Genomic DNA, 16812 nt, shown 5'->3' on the forward strand with positions numbered 1-16812 from the left:
ATGAGCCGTTTCTGGAGTCCCGTGGTAGGGACGCTGAGTCCGTATGTCCCGGGCGAGCAGCCCAAGCTTCAGAACCTGATCAAGCTGAACACCAACGAGCACCCTTACGGCCCGTCGCCCAAGGTGCTCGACGCCATTCGCGCGGCATGCGATGACACGCTCAAGCTGTATCCGGACCCGTCCTCGGATCGTCTTCGCCAGACGATCGCCAAGACGGTGGGTGTGCAGCCGGGCCAAGTGTTCGTGGGCAACGGTTCCGACGAAGTGCTGGCGCACGTTTTCCTGGCATTGCTCAAACACGAGCGTCCGCTGCGCTTTCCGGACATCACCTACAGTTTCTATCCGGTCTACTGCGGCCTGTACGGCATCGAATACGACACGGTGCCGCTGACGGCAGACTTCCGCATCGACGTGGACGATTACCTGCCTCGGGCCGACAGCCGGGCGGGCGCGATCATCTTCCCGAATCCCAACGCACCCACCGGCCGCGCGCTGAGCGTGGCCGAAGTCGAACGCATCGTCGCAGGCAACCCCGACGCTGTCGTGGTCGTCGATGAGGCCTATGTGGATTTCGGCGGAGAGTCGGCGGTTGGGCTGGTCGCGCGCTATGACAACCTGCTCGTCGTGCAGACGCTATCCAAGTCACGCTCGCTGGCCGGCTTGCGTGTCGGCTTCGCCGTGGGCAGCGTCGAGCTCATCGATGGGCTTGACCGCGTAAAGAACAGTTTCAACTCCTATCCCATCGATCGCCTGGCATCGGCCGGCGCAGTGGCGGCATTGGAAGATACAGAGTACTTTGAGAAGACTCGCCAAGCCGTGATCGAAACCCGGTCGCGGATGACGGCGGGCCTGGAGGCGCTAGGATTTGAGGTGCTGCCGTCGGCTGCGAATTTCGTGTTCGCGCGGCACCCCTCCAAAGACGCTTCGGGCCTTGCCGCCGCCCTGCGCGAGCGCAGCATCATCGTGCGTCATTTCCGTCATGCGCGCATCGATCAGTTTCTCCGCATTACCGTGGGCACGAACGAGCAAGTGGACGTGCTTTTGAAGGGGCTCGCAGAGGTCCTGCAAGCGTGATGGTCAGGGGCTTTTCAGCTTGAAAACTCTGGTGTCACTTTTGCTTCCCAGCCAAGTAGCACGGGCCGGGAAAACCCTGTAGAGTACGTATTTCGGTGTGCTCCACCAGTACAAAAAAGCACATCATCACTCAATAACAAACAAATGGAGCCTGGCCAATGAGCAATAAAGGGCAAACTCTGCAAGATCCGTTCCTGAACACGCTGCGCAAGGATCATGTGCCCGTGTCGATTTACTTGGTGAACGGTATCAAGCTTCAAGGGCAAATCGAATCTTTTGATCAGTACGTGGTGCTGCTGCGTAATACGGTCACGCAAATGGTCTACAAGCATGCCATTTCCACCGTTGTCCCCGCCCGCGCCGTGAATTTCCAGGTGGAAGTCCCTGCTGAGTAATCTCGCTCCAGCTGTACCTTTTTTTGCCCGCCAGACGGATGACGTCGGCGGGCATTTTCGCTTTGGCTCCAATATGGTGCATGTATGCGCGCTCTGATTATCAGCGTGGATCTGGGTGATCCGGACTTCACGGCCCATGCCGAGGAATTTGCCATGCTGGCCAAGGGCGCGGGCGCGGAAGTCGTCGGCACCTTGACCGCCCGGCGCGACCGGCCCGACGCCAAGTTCTTCATCGGTTCCGGCAAGGCCGACGAAGGCGTCGCGATGTCGCAAGCTTTGCTGGCTGACATCGTCCTGTTCGATCAGCCTTTGTCGCCTGCCCAGCAGCGCAATCTGGAGCGCGTCTTCAATCTGCGTGTAGTGGACCGCGTTGCCCTTATCCTGGATATCTTCGCGCTGCGCGCCAAAAGCCATGAAGGCAAGCTGCAGGTCGAGCTTGCGCAGCTGCAGCATCTGTCCACGCGCCTGACGCGCATGTGGAGCCACTTGGAACGTCAGCGCGGCGGTATTGGCATGCGTGGGCCGGGTGAATCCCAGCTTGAAATGGATCGCCGCATGATCGGTGCCAAGGTCAAGACGCTGCGCGAGCGGCTGGATCGCGTTGAGCGCCAACGCGTGACCCAGCGCCGCGCGCGGGCCCGAGGCGGCGCGCTGTCGGTTTCGCTTGTGGGTTACACCAACGCGGGCAAGTCGACGTTGTTCAATGCCATGACCCGGGCAGATACCTACGCAGCCGACCAGCTATTCGCCACCCTCGACACAACCACGCGACGCATTTGGATCGAAGGCGCCGGGAACGTTGTGATATCGGACACGGTCGGATTCATTCGCGACCTGCCTCATGACCTGATCGCGGCGTTTCGCGCGACGCTGGAAGAGACGGTGCACGCGGATCTGTTGCTGCACGTGGTCGATGCCGCCAGCCCGCAGCGCGACGAACAGATTTTCGAAGTGAATAAAGTCCTCGCTGAAATCGGTGCCTCCGCCGTTCCCACCATCCTGGTATACAACAAGATTGACCGGGCTGGATTGGAACCCCGGGTGGAGCGCGATGCACATGGTACGATTGCGCGAGTATTTGTAAGCGCCACCGAGCGCGCCGGTCTGGATGCGTTGCGCGGGGCAATTGCGGAGACCGGACAGATTGTGGGAAACAATGCCGCGAATTATCAAACTCTTCAATCTGAATGACCCTGGTTGGGGTCGTGGGAATAACAATGGCTCCGAGCCGCCGCCAAAGCGGCCTCAAGGCAATGGAGACGGCCCTCCCGACCTGGACGAGGTCTGGCGCGATTTCAATAATCGCATCGGATCCCTGTTCGGTCGCAAGGGCGGTGGCGGTGGCAATAACCGCCCCGGCAACCGTGGCGGCATGACGCCGCCTTCGCCACGCGGTGCGCGCATCGGCCTGGGCGTCATTGCCCTGGTCGCAGTGGGCATCTGGGCGGCCAGCGGCTTCTACATCGTGCAAGAAGGCCAGGTCGCGGTCGTGACCCAGTTCGGCAAATACAAAAGCACGTCGCAGGCCGGTTTCCAATGGCGCCTGCCGTACCCGATCCAAAGCCAGGAAATCGTCAACGTGTCGCAGCTGCGCACGTTTGAAGTCGGTTTCCGCGGTGGTTCGCGCAACAAGGTGCTGCCTGAAGCGCTGATGCTCACGACGGACGAGAACATCGTCGACATGCAGTTCGTCGTCCAGTATCGCCTGCGGGCCGATGGCGCGCCGGACTACCTCTTCATGACGCGCGATCCGGACGAATCCGTCCGCCAAGCGTCTGAAACGGCCATGCGCGAGGTCGTGGGCAAGCAGTCGATGGACTTCGTGCTGTACGAAGGCCGCACGATGGTCGCCACCCAGGTTCAGGCGCTGATGCAACAGATCCTGGACCGCTACCAGAGCGGTGTCCAGGTCAGCACGGTGGCTATTCAGAACGTTCAGCCGCCCGAGCAAGTGCAAGCCGCCTTTGATGACGCCGTCAAGGCCGGTCAAGACCGCGAGCGCCAGATCAACGAAGGCCAGGCCTATGCCAACCAGGTCGTGCCGCTGGCCAGTGGCCAAGCTTCCCGCATGACCGAACAGGCCGAAGGCTACAAGGCCAAGGTCGTGGGCGACGCGCAGGGTAATACGTCGCGCTTCACCAGCATTTTGGGTGAATACGAGAAAGCGCCGCAGGTCATGCGCCAGCGCATGTACCTGGAAAGCATGCAGGACATCTTCACGCGCGCCAGCAAGGTCATGGTCGACACCAAGAGCAACAACAACATGTTGTACCTGCCCTTGGACAAGATCATGCATCTGGCTGCCCAAGATGGCAGCAAGTCCAGCGTTGGCAACCCGGGTTCGCCTGCGTTGATCAGTCCGCCGGTCCAGCCGCCGTTGCGTAGCGGCGCGGTTCCGGTGCCTCAGTCTTCCGGCAGCAGCAATAGCAACACGCTGCCCCGCGACCGTACGTCGCGCTAACACGGAGGAGTCCTGATCATGCAACGTTTTATGCCCATCCTGGTCGGCCTGCTCATCGTGCTGGCCGCCCTGTCTTCCTGCGTCTTCGTCGTGCGCGAGCGCGACTACGCCCTGGTGTTCTCGCTGGGTGAAGTGCGCAAGACCATTAGTGAACCTGGCCTGTATTTCAAGGCCCCGCCGCCGTTCCAGAACGTCGTAACGCTGGACAAGCGCGTTCTGACCATCGAGACCAACGAAGCCGAGCGTATCCAGACTTCCGAAAAGAAGAACCTGCTGATCGATTCGTACGTCAAGTGGCGTATTGCCGATCCCCGTCAGTACTACGTTTCGACGGGCGGCAACGAGCGCGTGGCGCAAGAGCGCCTGCAAGCGCTGATCCGCGATGCACTGAACGCGTCGGTCAACGTGCGCACGGTGCGTGACGTGGTCTCGACCGAACGCGACAAGATCATGGCCGAGATCCTGACCAACGTGGCCAAGCGCGCCGAGCCCCTGGGCGTGCAGATCGTTGATGTGCGTCTGCGTCGCATCGAATTCGCCCCGGAAATCTCGGAATCGGTGTATCGCCGCATGGAAGCGGAACGTACGCGCGTCGCAAACGAGCTGCGTTCCATCGGTGCCGCCGAAGGCGAAAAGATCCGTGCCGAGGCCGACCGCCAACGCGAAGTGATCGTGGCCCAGGCGTATGCCAAGGCCCAAGGCATCATGGGCGAGGGCGATGCCGCCGCGGCATCGATCTACGCGCAGGCCTACGGCAAAAACCCGCAGTTCTACACGTACTACAAGAGCCTGGAAGCCTACCGCGCTTCGTTCTCGAAGCCGGGCGACGTGCTGGTGGTCGACCCCAGCTCCAGTTTCTTCCAGTTCATGAAGGATCCGGCGGGCGCAGCATTGGCGCCGGTCACCGTGCCGGCCAAGTAAGGCGGCACGTGTAGCCAAACGGAAAGCCCCTTGGAAATCCAAGGGGCTTTTTACTAGCGCGGCGCTTGGTCAAACAGGGTGGGGCGGCAATAGGGGACAGCTTTGCCTGCCTGCAATCCTGGCTGGCGCGGCCCGCTGACTCATGTACAATACCGCGTAAGCTAGAAAACATTCCGCAGCGGCTGAGCGGGCTTACGCCCCCTCAGCCGCTTTTTCGTTTGGGCGACGCCCACGCATCACTTGGCGTTCTTCAGGTAAACATTCATGGGTAACTGGTTGCTGCCCGAGAGCCTTGCCGACGTACTTCCGGCAGAGGCCCGGCGCATCGAGGAACTGCGCCGCGAACTTCTCGATCTGTACCGTACTTACGGCTTCGAGCTGGTCGCGCCGCCCCTGGTCGAATACATCGATTCATTGCTGTCCGGTACCGGTAGCGATCTGGATCTGCGCACGTGCAAACTGGTCGACCAGTTGACCGGACGCACGCTGGGCGTGCGGGCGGACATGACTCCTCAGGTCACGCGCATTGACGCGCACTTGTTGAATCGCGCCGGCGTGACCCGCCTGTGCTATTGCGGCAACGTGTTGCACGCCCGCCCGGCGGACTTGTTGTCCAGCCGCGAACTGTTGCAGATCGGCGCCGAGATTTACGGTCATGCCGGTTTCGAAGCCGATCTGGAAATCATCCAGCTCGTGCTTGAAACGGTGGTGATTGCCGGGGTGCGTAACCCCCGTCTGGACTTGTGCCATTCGGGCGTGGTGCGCGCCATCCTGGAGTCGGACCCGGCTGCGGTGGCGGTTTCGCAAGAGATCATCCGCTTGTTGCGCGAGAAAGACGTGCCGGGTCTGGGTGAGCTGGCTCAGCGCGCGCCGGGCATGCGGAATGAAACGTTGAAGGCGTTGCAGTTGCTGCCGACGCTGTATGGCGGGGCTGAAGTGCTGAAGTCGGCGCGTCGGGATCTGCCCCTGTTGCCGGGTGTCGCGGTGGCGCTGGATGCTTTACAGGTAGTGGTGGATGCGATGCCGAATGTCGCATTCAGTGTTGATCTTGCCGACGTGGGCGGCTATGGCTACCACTCCGGCGTGAAATTCGCGCTGTATGCGGAAGGCTGGCACGACGCCTTGGTAAGCGGTGGTCGCTATGACGACGTCAGCCGGGCCTTCGGCCGGGCGCGTCCGGCTACCGGTTTCAGTCTGGATTTACGCAAACTGGCGGCGGGTTTGCCGCCAGCGGAACGGGCGCGTGCGGTTCGCGCGCCATGGGGGCAGGCCCCCGCTCTGATCGAGGCGGTTCGCCGCCTGCGCCGGTCAGGGGAGATTGTCGTTCAGGTATTGCCCGGTCACGAGCAGGATCAGGACGAATTCGTTTGCGATCGCGAGCTGGCGCTGCAAGATGGCGCCTGGACGGTCAGAACGCTGTGACTAACTCCCTCTTGGAAACAAGAGGGCCGCGGGGAGATTTCCGGATTTCCCGAGAAACTCGATATTGATTCGTAACATGAGCAAGAACGTAGTCGTAATCGGCACCCAATGGGGTGACGAGGGCAAAGGCAAGATCGTCGATTGGCTGGCGGAATCCGTCCAAGGCGTGGTCCGCTTCCAAGGCGGTCACAATGCCGGCCATACGCTGTGGATCAATGGCAAGAAGACGATTCTTCGCCTGATCCCGTCCGGCATCATGCATCCCGGCGTCACCTGCTTTATCGGCAACGGCGTCGTGCTGTCCCCGGAAGCCCTGCTCAAGGAAATCGAAGAGCTGGAGGCTGCCGGCCTGGATGTGCGCTCGCGCCTGCAGATTTCCGAAATTTGCCCGCTGATCCTGCCGTACCACGTGGCCATCGACAAGGCGCGCGAAGCGCGCAAGGGCGAAGGCAAGATCGGCACGACCGGTCGTGGCATCGGTCCGGCCTACGAAGACAAGGTCGCCCGCCGCGCGTTGCGCGTGCAGGACCTGTTCAATCCTTCGTTGTTCGACGAGAAGCTCGCCGAAGTGCTGGATTACCACAACTTCGTGCTGACCAAGTACCTTGGCGCCGAAGCGGTTTCCGCCAACGAAGTGCGCGATCAGGCCATGGCCCTGGCGCCCGCCATCGCACCGATGGTCAAGGACGTGTCCAGCAATCTGTACGCCATGCAGCAGGAAGGCAAGCGCCTTCTGTTTGAAGGCGCGCAGGGCGCTTTGCTGGATGTCGACCACGGCACGTACCCCTTCGTCACCAGCAGCAATTGCGTGGCTGGCGCGGCGTCGGCTGGCGCTGGCGTGGGTCCGCAGCAGTTGGACTACGTCCTGGGCATCACCAAGGCCTACACCACCCGCGTTGGCTCGGGTCCGTTCCCGACCGAACTGGTCGACGAGATCGGTACGCGTCTGGCCACGATCGGCAAGGAATTCGGTTCGGTCACCGGCCGTCCGCGCCGTTGCGGCTGGTTCGATGGCGCCGCGCTGAAGCGATCGGTTCGCCTGAATGGCATTTCCGGCCTTTGCATCACCAAGCTGGACGTGCTGGACGGCCTGGAAACCATCCAGTTGGGCGTGGGTTATCGCGTCAACGGTGAATTCCGCGATGTACTGCCCTACGGCGCCCATGCTGTCGCCCAGGCGCAGCCGGTGCTGGAAGAGCTGCCGGGCTGGTCGGAATCGACCGTCGGCATCACCGAGTACGACAAGCTGCCCGAGGCGGCCCGTCGCTACCTGGAGCGCGTTGCCGAAGTCTGCGGCGTGCCGATCGACCTGGTGTCGACCGGTCCCGACCGCAATGAAACCATTGTCCTGCGTCACCCCCTGAAGGGCTGACATCGGGTTAATATTCCAAAGGCCGCCGCCGGTCTCATACCGGCGGCGGCCTTTTCGTATCTTTAAGCAGGAGATGCTTGCCTATGAGCACGCCGACCAATGATGACAGCCATCTGTGGGTGACGTGGGACGATTACAACCGCTTGATTGAGCGCCTTGCTTTGCAGGTGCATCAATCGGGATGGAAGTTCGACAAGATTCTTTGTCTGGCGCGCGGCGGTATGCGCGTCGGTGACGTCATGTCCCGCATTTTCGATGTGCCGCTGGGTATCCTGGCGACGAGCAGCTACCGCGAAGCGGCCGGCACGAAGCAGGGCGACATGGATATCGCCCAGTTCATCACCATTACGCGTGGCACGTTGTCCGGGCGGGTGTTGCTGGTAGACGACATGGTCGATACCGGCAAGACCTTCAGCAAGGTCTATGACCACCTGAAGAGCCAGTTCTCGGATATCACCGAACTGCGCAGCGCGGTGCTGTGGTGGAAGGGGCATTCCCAGGCAACGCCCGACTACTATGTCGAGAAGCTGCCGACCAACCCCTGGATCCACCAGCCGTTCGAAGATTACGACAGCCTGCGTCCGCATCAGCTCGAAGCTTGGATCCGCAAGGGTTCCCAGGGCTGAAACCCCGCGTAGGCCATGGGAGGGGCGCCAGCAGGCCTCCAGGCGTCAAGTGTCCCTCCTAGTAGTCAAAATGGGCATGACCATGCTAGAATCGCTGGTTATCGCTAAACCGAACTTGGCTTGTTACTCTTTGGGTAGTCTTTGGGTAACGGAAACAGCCAGCGCAAATCCGGGTAATGGAGGATTGCGCTCCAAGGTTCCTCGTTTCCGCGGTACTCCCTTTGTGTTGTGGTTGCGTGCCTGGTCTGCCAGCGCATGCCCATAGGGCGAAGGGGTGTTTTCGCGGACCTGGACCCGCGGCAGCGTTGCTGGTAAGCAAGCCAGGTTTGTCATCAACTTTTGTTACCCTACAAGCAGGCCAATCACTTTATGCCTATCGTTCGACTGAAGGAAAACGAACCGTTTGAAGCCGCTCTGCGTCGCTTCAAGCGCACCATCGAAAAGACCGGTTTGCTCACCGAGCTGCGTTCGCGCGAGTTCTATGAGAAGCCCACGGCCGAGCGCAAGCGCAAGCATGCCGCCGCTGTGAAGCGCCACTACAAGCGCATCCGTAGCCAACAACTGCCCCCGCGCCTGTATTGATTTTTGATTCCCGAATCTATTGATTCCAGAATCATTCATCCAGGATCTACTCGCCCGAGTCGACGTTGTCGACGTAGTCGGGCGATATGTGCAGTTGCGAAAGGGTGGGGCCAACCTGCTTGGCCTGTGCCCCTTTCATAACGAAAAAAGCCCGTCCTTCACTGTCAGCCCCACCAAGCAGTTCTATCACTGCTTCGGTTGTGGAGCACACGGCAGTGCCATCACTTTCCTGATGGAACATACGGGCACCAGTTTCCCCGAAGCCGTGCGCACGCTCGCGGCTTCGGCGGGAATGACGGTCCCCGAAGAAAATCGCAGTCCACGCCAGCAGCAGGAATCCGTGCGCCGAAAGGCCGAGGAATCCCGTCATACGCAGGTGCTGGATGCTGCTCAGGCGCATTATCTGAAGCAGTTGCGTGCATCGCCAGCGGCGATCCGTTATCTGAAGCAGCGCGGCCTGACCGGTGAAATCGCGGCGCATTTCGGCTTGGGGTGGTCGGGTACCGACCGCCATGGCCTGTCGCAGGTTTTTCCCAATTACGATGACCCCACATTGGTGGAGTCTGGGCTGGTCATTGAGTCTGAAGACGGTCGTCGCTACGACCGTTTCCGCGAACGCGTCATGTTTCCCATCCGCAACGTGCGGGGCAGCCTGATCGGATTCGGCGGACGCATCATTGGCAAAGGCGAGCCCAAGTATCTGAATTCCCCCGAAACGCCCTTGTTTTCGAAGGGCCATGAGCTCTACGGCTTGTGGGAGGCGCGCCAGTCCATCCGCCAGGAAGGGCAGGTGATCGTGGTCGAAGGCTATATGGACGTGGTCGGCCTGGCGCAGCAAGGCATCGCGAACGCGGTGGCCACGCTGGGCACGGCTACTACGCCCGATCACGTGAAGAAGCTGCTGCGCGCCAGCGACAAGGTGATTTTCAGTTTTGACGGCGACGGAGCCGGCCGGCGCGCCGCCTGGCGAGCGTTGCAGGCGTGCCTGCCCGTCCTGCGGGACGATATTGCAATTCGGTTCCTGTTCCTGCCATCCGAGCACGACCCGGATTCCTATGTGCGCGAATTGGGTGCCGAAGCGTTCCGAGCTTGTCTTGCCGATGCCGTGGCGTTGTCGCGCTTCCTGCTGGATGAGCTGGCATCGCGGCACAACATGAACGAGGCCGAAGGGCGCGCAAGTTGCCTGCATGAAGCCAAGCCGCTATTGGCGGCGATTCCCGAATGTGCGCTGCGTGTGCAGATCGAGCGGGAAATGGCCAAGCTGGTGCAACTGACGCCCGAAGAAATGGCGCAGATCCTGGCGCAGCAGCCGGCCAAGCCGTTTGCTCCCGCGGCCGCGCCCAAACCGGCAGGCGAGGTAGCAGCATCTTCCGGGCCGGACCACGAGGGTGGTCACCCGGATATGGGCTATGACTTTGCCGGACATGATTTTCATGACATTCCTGCCGACGAGCCGGATTTCCCCGATTACGGCCAATTCGCGTCGCAAGGCGGCGGTGAATTCGCGGGTGGCGGTCAGCGCGCTGGTGGCAAACAGGAATGGAAGGGCAAGAGCGACTGGAAAAGCAAAGGCGACTGGAAAGGCGGCAAAGGCAACTGGAAAGGGCGTCGAGACAACGACGTCGGGGGCTTTGAAGGCCGCCGCACCATGCCGTCGTTGGCCAAGCGCTTGCTTGGCTTGTTGCTGGCTCATCCTGAATTGGTCGACTCCATGGGAGACCAGCAGCTTGAAGTCATTGACCATGGCCCCCATCTAGGATTGGTAAGGGACTTGATCATGCTTGCGCAATCCAGCGGCGCGCGCCATGTCGGCGCCTTGCTGGAAGCGGCCGAGCCGGATTCGGACCTGGCCACGGTGCTAAAGGGATTGCGCGCGGATATTCTGTCCCAGGAAGACCTTCCAGACCCCCAGACCGAGTGGGATGATGCGCTGCGACGCATTGAATTCGATTCGGCCAAGCTTGAAATGGCCAAGTTGGCGGCCGCCGGATTGTCGACGGACGAGGCGCGCAAGCGCTACCTGGAGCTATCCAGCCGCATGGCAACGCTGAAAGGTGCCGGGATACGCTAAATGCGCTAAAATCAAAGGTTGTCCGCTAGCCCAGGGTTGCTAGATGGTGGGAGAAACCCCGGAGAAACCCGAGGGAAATCTGGAAGAAACCTGGAAGAAATTCGAGAAAACCCGCTGGGGGATCCGGCTGGGGGGTCCGGCTGGGAAAGCTCGCTGGGAAAACCCCCGGGGTGCCCCGGGTTCCGTTTGCCTCTATGCTTCATTGGTGCGTTTTCAGTTGATTGCAGCTTAATTATTCCTGAATTTGCTGATAGTCCTGGCGCGAATGTGGAGTTGGCGCAATAGATCATGGAATCTATTGCAGCGGGCGGAATCTAACCCAGTAGTAGATGCTTAAAGACGTGTTTGAAGACGTGCTTGCAGGCCTTTGTGCAGGCGGCACGCTGCGGTTGAAGATTTTGAAGATGTGTAGTGCCAGATTTGTAGTGCCATATTTGTAGTGCCATTTGATCCGCAGAAATTATCAGGTCCGCGCGTCAAAATTGTTACATAGTTAATTAATATAGCTGATAGCTGAGCGGTGAGTCAGGCAGTTCAACGGCGTGTCGTTTCGCGTAGCGTTAGTGGTCTGGGTGCTGTGTCTACATAAGCTGCTAGGGGCAAGTCCCCATAAGCAAGCAAAGCCTATTTATAGGCAGGCAGCCCCCCCAACGCCCGAAATCCGCCGCGGAATGAGGTCATGCACGTCAGGCGTCCCAACGGTATTGCACCGCTACGACGTCAAGCGGGCTCGCAAGAGCTGGCGCTGCGAACAACGCAGCCGCATGAACTCCGCCGATTCACCAGTTTTACCCGTATTTGCGCCGCGCCGGGCCACCGTCCAGGGCGGCTTTATGCGGTGCAACATGCCCAAACGGGTTGCGACGACCACGGAAGCGACTATGACCAAATCCACCGGCAAATCCTCCTCTGCAATTGATGCGGCTGAACTCAAGGCCCCTGCGGCCAAGCGCGCCGTAAGCATGGCGGCGGAAAAAGCGCCCGCCAAAACGGCGGTGAAGGTCGCCAAGCCCGCTGCCAAGACGGCTGCCAAGAAGGCAACCAAAACGGCTGCGGCTGATAAGCCCGAAAAAGTGACGAAGGCTCGCGCCAAGAAGGCTGAAGATAAGCTCGCCGACTTGGTGGGCGGCAGCGCGCCCCGTTCGGGTCCGGTGCCCAGCGGTCGCCGCCCGGGCCGCCCCGCCAAGAACGCCAATAACGACGGCGATGGTTTCGACGACACGATGGACGGCGAAGGCGAAGTGCTGCCTGACCTGAAGCCGCCCAAGCGCGGCGGCAAGCGCGGCAAGGCGGATCCCAAGGATCTGATCGCCCGTGGCCCCGTCACGCCGGAAGAGTACGAAGCACGCCGCAACCGCCTGAAGCAGCTGATCAAGCTGGGCAAGGACCGCGGCTACCTGACCTACGGCGAAATCAACGATCATCTGCCTGACGACCTGGTTGACGCCGAAGCGATCGACGGCATCATTAGCACGTTCAGCGACATGGGCATCGCGGTCTACGACCAAGCTCCCGACGCCGAAACGCTGCTGATGAGCGAAAATGCGCCGGTCGCGTCCAACGACGACGACGTCGAAGACGAAGCCGAAGCCGCGCTGACCACCGTCGACTCCGATTTCGGCCGCACCACCGACCCCGTCCGCATGTACATGCGCGAAATGGGTTCGGTCGAACTGCTGACCCGCGAAGGCGAAATCGAAATCGCCAAGCGTATCGAAGACGGTCTGAAGCACATGGTCATGGCCATCTCGGCCTGCCCGACCACCATCAACGAGATCCTGGCCCACATCCTGCGCGTGCGGGAAGGCCAAGCGCAGATTGATGAAGTCGTCGATGGCCTGGTGGATCCGGAAGACGGCGAAGAATACGCCGGCGCCGGCGTTACCGCCGACGAAGACGAAAGCGACGACGGCCCCGCGGGCGGTATGTCCAGCAAGCAGCTGGAAGACCTGCGCGTAAAGGCGTTGGCCAAGTTCGACGAGGTCAGCAAGCAGTTCGACAAGATGCGCCTGTCGTACGAGAAGGACGGCTACAAGTCGGACATCTACGTGCGCGCCCAGGAATCCATCCAGAACGAGCTGATGGGCATCCGCTTTACGGCCAAGATGGTCGAAAAGCTGGCCGACACGTTGCGCAACCAGGTTGAAGAAGTGCGCCAGCTTGAGCGCGCCGTTCTGCACACGTGTGTGGACCGTGCCGGCATGCCGCGCACGCACTTCATCAAGGTCTTCCCGGGCAATGAAACCAACCTGCAGTGGGTGATGGACGAAGTCGCTGCCGGCCATCCCTACGCCGAGACGCTGGAACGCCAGATTCCCGCAGTGCAGGAATTGCAGCAAAAGCTGATCGACCTGCAAACGCGCGTCGTGCTGCCGCTGAAGGATCTGAAAGACGTCAACAAGCGCATGGCCACCGGCGAAGCCAAGGCCCGCAAGGCCAAGCGCGAAATGACCGAGGCCAACCTGCGCCTGGTGATCTCGATTGCCAAGAAGTACACGAACCGTGGCCTGCAGTTTCTGGATCTGATCCAGGAAGGCAACATCGGCTTGATGAAGGCCGTGGACAAGTTCGAGTACCGCCGCGGCTACAAGTTTTCGACGTACGCCACGTGGTGGATCCGTCAGGCCATCACGCGTTCGATCGCCGACCAGGCGCGCACCATCCGTATCCCGGTTCACATGATCGAAACGATCAACAAGATGAACCGGATCAGCCGTCAGATTCTGCAGGAAACCGGCGCCGAGCCGGATCCCGCGACCCTGGCGCAGAAGATGGACATGCCGGAAGACAAGATCCGCAAGATCCTGAAGATCGCGAAAGAACCGATCTCGATGGAAACGCCGATCGGTGACGACGACGACTCGCACCTGGGCGATTTCATCGAAGACACGTCCACCCTGGCGCCTTCCGACGCGGCTCTGCACGGCTCCATGCGTGATGTGGTCAAGGAAGTGCTAGACTCTCTCACCCCGCGTGAAGCCAAGGTTCTGCGTATGCGTTTCGGCATCGAAATGAGCACCGACCAGACCCTGGAAGAAGTGGGCAAGCAATTCGACGTCACGCGTGAGCGCATTCGCCAAATAGAGGCTAAAGCGCTGCGTAAGCTGCGTCACCCCAGCCGGGCCGACAAGCTGAAGAGCTTCCTGGAAGGGCAGTAATCATTTCCTGGGCCTCTAGCTCATGCCTGGTTAGAGCAGCGGACTCATAATCCGTTGGTGCCGAGTTCGACTCTCGGGGGGCCTACCAAAAAGTCCTGAGAAATCAGGCAACTACAGCCGCCAGCAATGGCGGCTGTTTCGTTTCCAGCGCCGACATTGACGTAATCTTGACGTTCTCGGCGTGGTGGGCCAGATGGGTCGGGGCGAGTTGAGCGTACTTCTGCACCATCTCGATCCGTTCCCAACCGCCCAGTTCTTTCAAGACCATCAAAGGGGTTCCGGCCTGCACATGCCGTGAGGCCCAGGTATGGCGGAAATCGTGGAAACGAAACCCGGTGATACCAACCTGTTTGCAAGCGCCCGAGAGAATCGACGAGTCGATCTGACTAATTTGGGTGGGCTCACGACCAGGCCGCGGACGCCGGCTGACCGCCGGCTTTTTCTTTGGTCACCACCCTTCCAAAGGAAGTGATGACCAAAGCCGCTTAGTTCACTAGGCGGTTCAACCTCACTGGGAATTGCGACAGAGGAGGAGACGGCGTTGTTGCGTCAGTGGGAGATGTACCGAGTGCTTCTAAACCGCGCAGAGGACCAAGAGGGGCATCCAGCGGGGGTTCAGTGGCCTGTATCCCCCTCTTAATACGGCTGCGAATTCACCGAGCGGCCACGCCGTGATAGACGTTTGAAAAGATCTGCTGAGCAACGATGGACGAACCATATACAGAAAGATGGTTGTCATCTCGGTAGGCAAGCTTCCCATTCCTTATGGCCCAGCAATATTCGTCGTCGCAGAGGGTCCGGCTAGGGTCGACAACCTTCACAGTTGGGAAGTTCGCCGCGACTTTTTCGACGACGGCCAGATAGGCAGCGTTTCGTTGATCGTATTCGGACCTTTGAATAGCACACGGTTCCTTGGCTTTGCCCGTAATCGACCATGGGCGGGCGGGCACACAAGCGCGAGGGTCGAACCCCATTTCAGGAACGTCAATCACAAAAATGATCGTCTTGCCGGACTTCGACAGGCGCGAGAAGGTCTTGCGCATCCCAGCTTCAAACACCTCGCTGAAGTTCGCAGCCTTGGGCGCGTCCGGTGACGTCAGTACCCAATCATATCCCTCGTTGTAGCCCTTTCCCGTGGTGTACAAGGGGCCCCGGGAAGAGAGGACTATCGTACGGACGGATGGGTGGCTTTCGCTAAACGCCAGTGCGCGATTCGTATAGTCCGCGCAATAGTCCGTCTTGCCTCGCTCGAAGGAGGATACGTCGAAGAAGGGAGTGCAACCTCCCCTGGCGAAATTGACAATCACTTCATCATTGGAATCCGCAACTTTGGCGAGCCCTGGATAGAGTGCATTGCTATGCGAGTCTCCCAAAAGGGCGATCGTTGGTTCAGCGCGCTTCGAGAGATTGCAGTGCTCGCCGGCCAATTGCGGAAATGCATTGGCGCAATCTTGGTTGAAGATCAGGCCGTCCCAGCCAAACTGGGAGTTGGCTTCAATCAATCGCTCTTGCCGGAAGCTGAACCCGCCATTGAAATTTGTCGCGTAGCCAACACCAGCGACAACGATCATCAGACCGCAAAGTGCAGGTGTGGCAAACGACTGGCGGTCGCCGTAGCGGATCGGCCGTTCAATGAACCTGTAAGTCAGCCAAGCCAACGCTATGGCAATGACCACCGCGCTTGCCCGGATGGCTGGGCTAGGAGTGGAGGATTCAACGATGCGGGCAAACGAAAGTAGTGGCCAGTGCCAAAGGTACAACGGGTAGCTGATCAAGCCGAAGAACACGGCGAGCCGGTGCGACAGTATCGTCCGGTTGACCAACGCTTGAGGGCCGGCGGCAATTAGAAGACACGCACCAACAACCGGAGGTAGTGCCCACCATCCGGGGAACAGCACCTGTTTGCTGACCGCGCCTGCTGTAGCGAGGATAAGGAAAAGTCCCCCCAGCGAGGCGAGGTCATTAAGTCTGCCGCCTTGCTGGCCCGTTGGCACATGTTTACGACAAGCCCGTACTAAGGCGGCAGTCCATGAATTCCGAAAGACTTGGATATAACTCAAGATGCAACCCGCCATAATTTCCCAGAAGCGGTACTGCGGGGAAAAGAAAACCCTGACCGAATCTGTGGAGATGGTTGTCACATTGAGTGCGAATGAGACAAAAGCAATGGCAAGGATGCTGACAAGTAAGTTGATTCGTGCTCGCCAAAGCAACCAAATCAATATGGGGTAGGCGATATAGAACTGCTCTTCGACGGCGAGCGACCAGAGGTGCATCAGTGGTTTGAGCTCGGACACCGTGTTGAAGTAGCCGTCTTCAAACCACAAGGCAAAATTCTGGACGAATCCTGCGCCAGTGGCGATATGTTTGCCAAGCTGGGTGAACTCCTGCGGGAGCAGCACGAACCAGCCCGCGACGAACGAGGAGGCCAATACCAGAAGCAAGGCTGGGAAAATCCGCTTAACCCGGTGGCCATAAAAGGTCGCAAAGTTGAAGTTCCCATTCTGCAGGCCGCGGAAGATGATTCTGGAGATCAGGTATCCGGAGATGACGAAAAACACATCTACGCCGACAAAGCCTCCTCTCAGCAGGCTGGGGAAGGCGTGAAAGACTACTACGGCAAGTACGGCCACCGCGCGGAGGCCATCAATATCGGCTCGGTATTCTCGTTTTTGTTGTGGTAACGCCATTGCAGAACTGCTCCTACGCTCCGTATGACGAATAGGAAAA

13 protein-coding genes, 1 tRNA gene and 1 pseudogene are annotated in these 16812 nt (G+C 59.9%); 13 read left to right on the top strand and 2 right to left on the bottom strand.

The window, feature by feature from the left end; all coding sequences use genetic code 11:
* From hisC to ACI0FO_RS26665, 12 genes are all read left to right on the top strand, one after another.
* Positions 1-1074: a histidinol-phosphate transaminase gene (gene hisC, locus ACI0FO_RS26610; protein ID WP_416031636.1), complete on the top strand. Its 1074-nt coding sequence runs from the start codon at positions 1-3 to the stop codon at positions 1072-1074.
* Between the two features lie 158 nt (positions 1075-1232).
* The gene (gene hfq, locus ACI0FO_RS26615) at positions 1233-1469 is read left to right on the top strand and encodes an RNA chaperone Hfq (protein WP_006218585.1); all 237 of its coding nucleotides are present in this window, start codon (positions 1233-1235) and stop codon (positions 1467-1469) included.
* 84 nt (positions 1470-1553) lie between these two features.
* Entirely contained in the window at positions 1554-2660 is a 1107-nt protein-coding gene (gene hflX, locus ACI0FO_RS26620) for a GTPase HflX (RefSeq protein ID WP_416031637.1), read from the top strand.
* Entirely contained in the window at positions 2626-3930 is a 1305-nt protein-coding gene (gene hflK / locus ACI0FO_RS26625) for an FtsH protease activity modulator HflK (RefSeq protein WP_105559770.1), read from the top strand. The genes hflX and hflK overlap by 35 nt, the downstream gene beginning before the upstream one ends.
* Positions 3931-3948: 18 nt before the next feature.
* Entirely contained in the window at positions 3949-4851 is a 903-nt protein-coding gene (gene hflC / locus ACI0FO_RS26630; RefSeq protein WP_105559771.1) for a protease modulator HflC, read from the top strand.
* A 264-nt stretch (positions 4852-5115) separates the two neighbouring features.
* The gene (locus ACI0FO_RS26635) at positions 5116-6273 is read left to right on the top strand and encodes an ATP phosphoribosyltransferase regulatory subunit (RefSeq protein WP_416031638.1); all 1158 of its coding nucleotides are present in this window, start codon (positions 5116-5118) and stop codon (positions 6271-6273) included.
* A gap of 76 nt (positions 6274-6349) precedes the next feature.
* Positions 6350-7645, top strand: coding sequence for an adenylosuccinate synthase (locus ACI0FO_RS26640; RefSeq protein ID WP_310033299.1), 1296 nt, complete (start codon positions 6350-6352; stop codon positions 7643-7645).
* A gap of 83 nt (positions 7646-7728) precedes the next feature.
* Positions 7729-8271, top strand: a complete 543-nt coding sequence (locus tag ACI0FO_RS26645) for a phosphoribosyltransferase (protein ID WP_416031639.1) — start codon at positions 7729-7731, stop codon at positions 8269-8271.
* Positions 8272-8640: 369 nt separating this feature from the next.
* Entirely contained in the window at positions 8641-8853 is a 213-nt protein-coding gene (gene rpsU / locus ACI0FO_RS26650; RefSeq protein WP_006218592.1) for a 30S ribosomal protein S21, read from the top strand.
* 19 nt (positions 8854-8872) lie between these two features.
* A complete protein-coding gene (gene dnaG, locus ACI0FO_RS26655) occupies positions 8873-10924 on the top strand; it encodes a DNA primase (RefSeq protein ID WP_416031640.1) in 2052 nt (683 codons plus the stop codon).
* A gap of 881 nt (positions 10925-11805) precedes the next feature.
* The gene (gene rpoD / locus ACI0FO_RS26660; protein ID WP_416031641.1) at positions 11806-14082 is read left to right on the top strand and encodes an RNA polymerase sigma factor RpoD; all 2277 of its coding nucleotides are present in this window, start codon (positions 11806-11808) and stop codon (positions 14080-14082) included.
* A gap of 9 nt (positions 14083-14091) precedes the next feature.
* A tRNA-Ile gene (locus ACI0FO_RS26665) sits at positions 14092-14170 on the top strand.
* 15 nt (positions 14171-14185) lie between these two features.
* Here the strand turns inward: ACI0FO_RS26665 and ACI0FO_RS26670 are convergent.
* The gene (locus tag ACI0FO_RS26670; RefSeq protein WP_416031675.1) at positions 14186-14473 is read right to left on the bottom strand and encodes a tyrosine-type recombinase/integrase; all 288 of its coding nucleotides are present in this window, start codon (positions 14471-14473) and stop codon (positions 14186-14188) included.
* 111 nt (positions 14474-14584) lie between these two features.
* Here ACI0FO_RS26670 and ACI0FO_RS26675 point away from each other — a divergent pair.
* Positions 14585-14722: pseudogene (locus ACI0FO_RS26675) on the top strand (tail fiber assembly protein); the annotation flags it as partial.
* A 13-nt stretch (positions 14723-14735) separates the two neighbouring features.
* Here the strand turns inward: ACI0FO_RS26675 and ACI0FO_RS26680 are convergent.
* A complete protein-coding gene (locus tag ACI0FO_RS26680) occupies positions 14736-16772 on the bottom strand; it encodes an acyltransferase family protein (protein WP_416031642.1) in 2037 nt (678 codons plus the stop codon).
* Between the last annotated feature and the right edge of the window lie 40 nt (positions 16773-16812).

Origin of the sequence: Achromobacter marplatensis (assembly GCF_049060505.1) — a bacterium.
In the GTDB taxonomy this organism is placed as follows: Bacteria; Pseudomonadota; Gammaproteobacteria; order Burkholderiales; family Burkholderiaceae_B; genus Achromobacter; species Achromobacter marplatensis_A.

What these genes read in the sequence shown, in the direction of transcription:
- hflC (WP_105559771.1), top strand. Translation starts at nt 3,949, where the DNA reads ATGCAACGTTTTATGCCCATCCTGGTCGGCCTGCTCATCGTGCTGGCC.
- rpsU (WP_006218592.1), top strand. Translation starts at nt 8,641, where the DNA reads ATGCCTATCGTTCGACTGAAGGAAAACGAACCGTTTGAAGCCGCTCTG.
- hfq (WP_006218585.1), top strand. Translation starts at nt 1,233, where the DNA reads ATGAGCAATAAAGGGCAAACTCTGCAAGATCCGTTCCTGAACACGCTG.
- ACI0FO_RS26680 (WP_416031642.1), bottom strand. Translation starts at nt 16,772, where the DNA reads ATGGCGTTACCACAACAAAAACGAGAATACCGAGCCGATATTGATGGC.
- ACI0FO_RS26635 (WP_416031638.1), top strand. Translation starts at nt 5,116, where the DNA reads ATGGGTAACTGGTTGCTGCCCGAGAGCCTTGCCGACGTACTTCCGGCA.
- hflK (WP_105559770.1), top strand. Translation starts at nt 2,626, where the DNA reads ATGCCGCGAATTATCAAACTCTTCAATCTGAATGACCCTGGTTGGGGT.
- ACI0FO_RS26645 (WP_416031639.1), top strand. Translation starts at nt 7,729, where the DNA reads ATGAGCACGCCGACCAATGATGACAGCCATCTGTGGGTGACGTGGGAC.
- hflX (WP_416031637.1), top strand. Translation starts at nt 1,554, where the DNA reads ATGCGCGCTCTGATTATCAGCGTGGATCTGGGTGATCCGGACTTCACG.
- rpoD (WP_416031641.1), top strand. Translation starts at nt 11,806, where the DNA reads ATGACCAAATCCACCGGCAAATCCTCCTCTGCAATTGATGCGGCTGAA.
- ACI0FO_RS26640 (WP_310033299.1), top strand. Translation starts at nt 6,350, where the DNA reads ATGAGCAAGAACGTAGTCGTAATCGGCACCCAATGGGGTGACGAGGGC.
- hisC (WP_416031636.1), top strand. Translation starts at nt 1, where the DNA reads ATGAGCCGTTTCTGGAGTCCCGTGGTAGGGACGCTGAGTCCGTATGTC.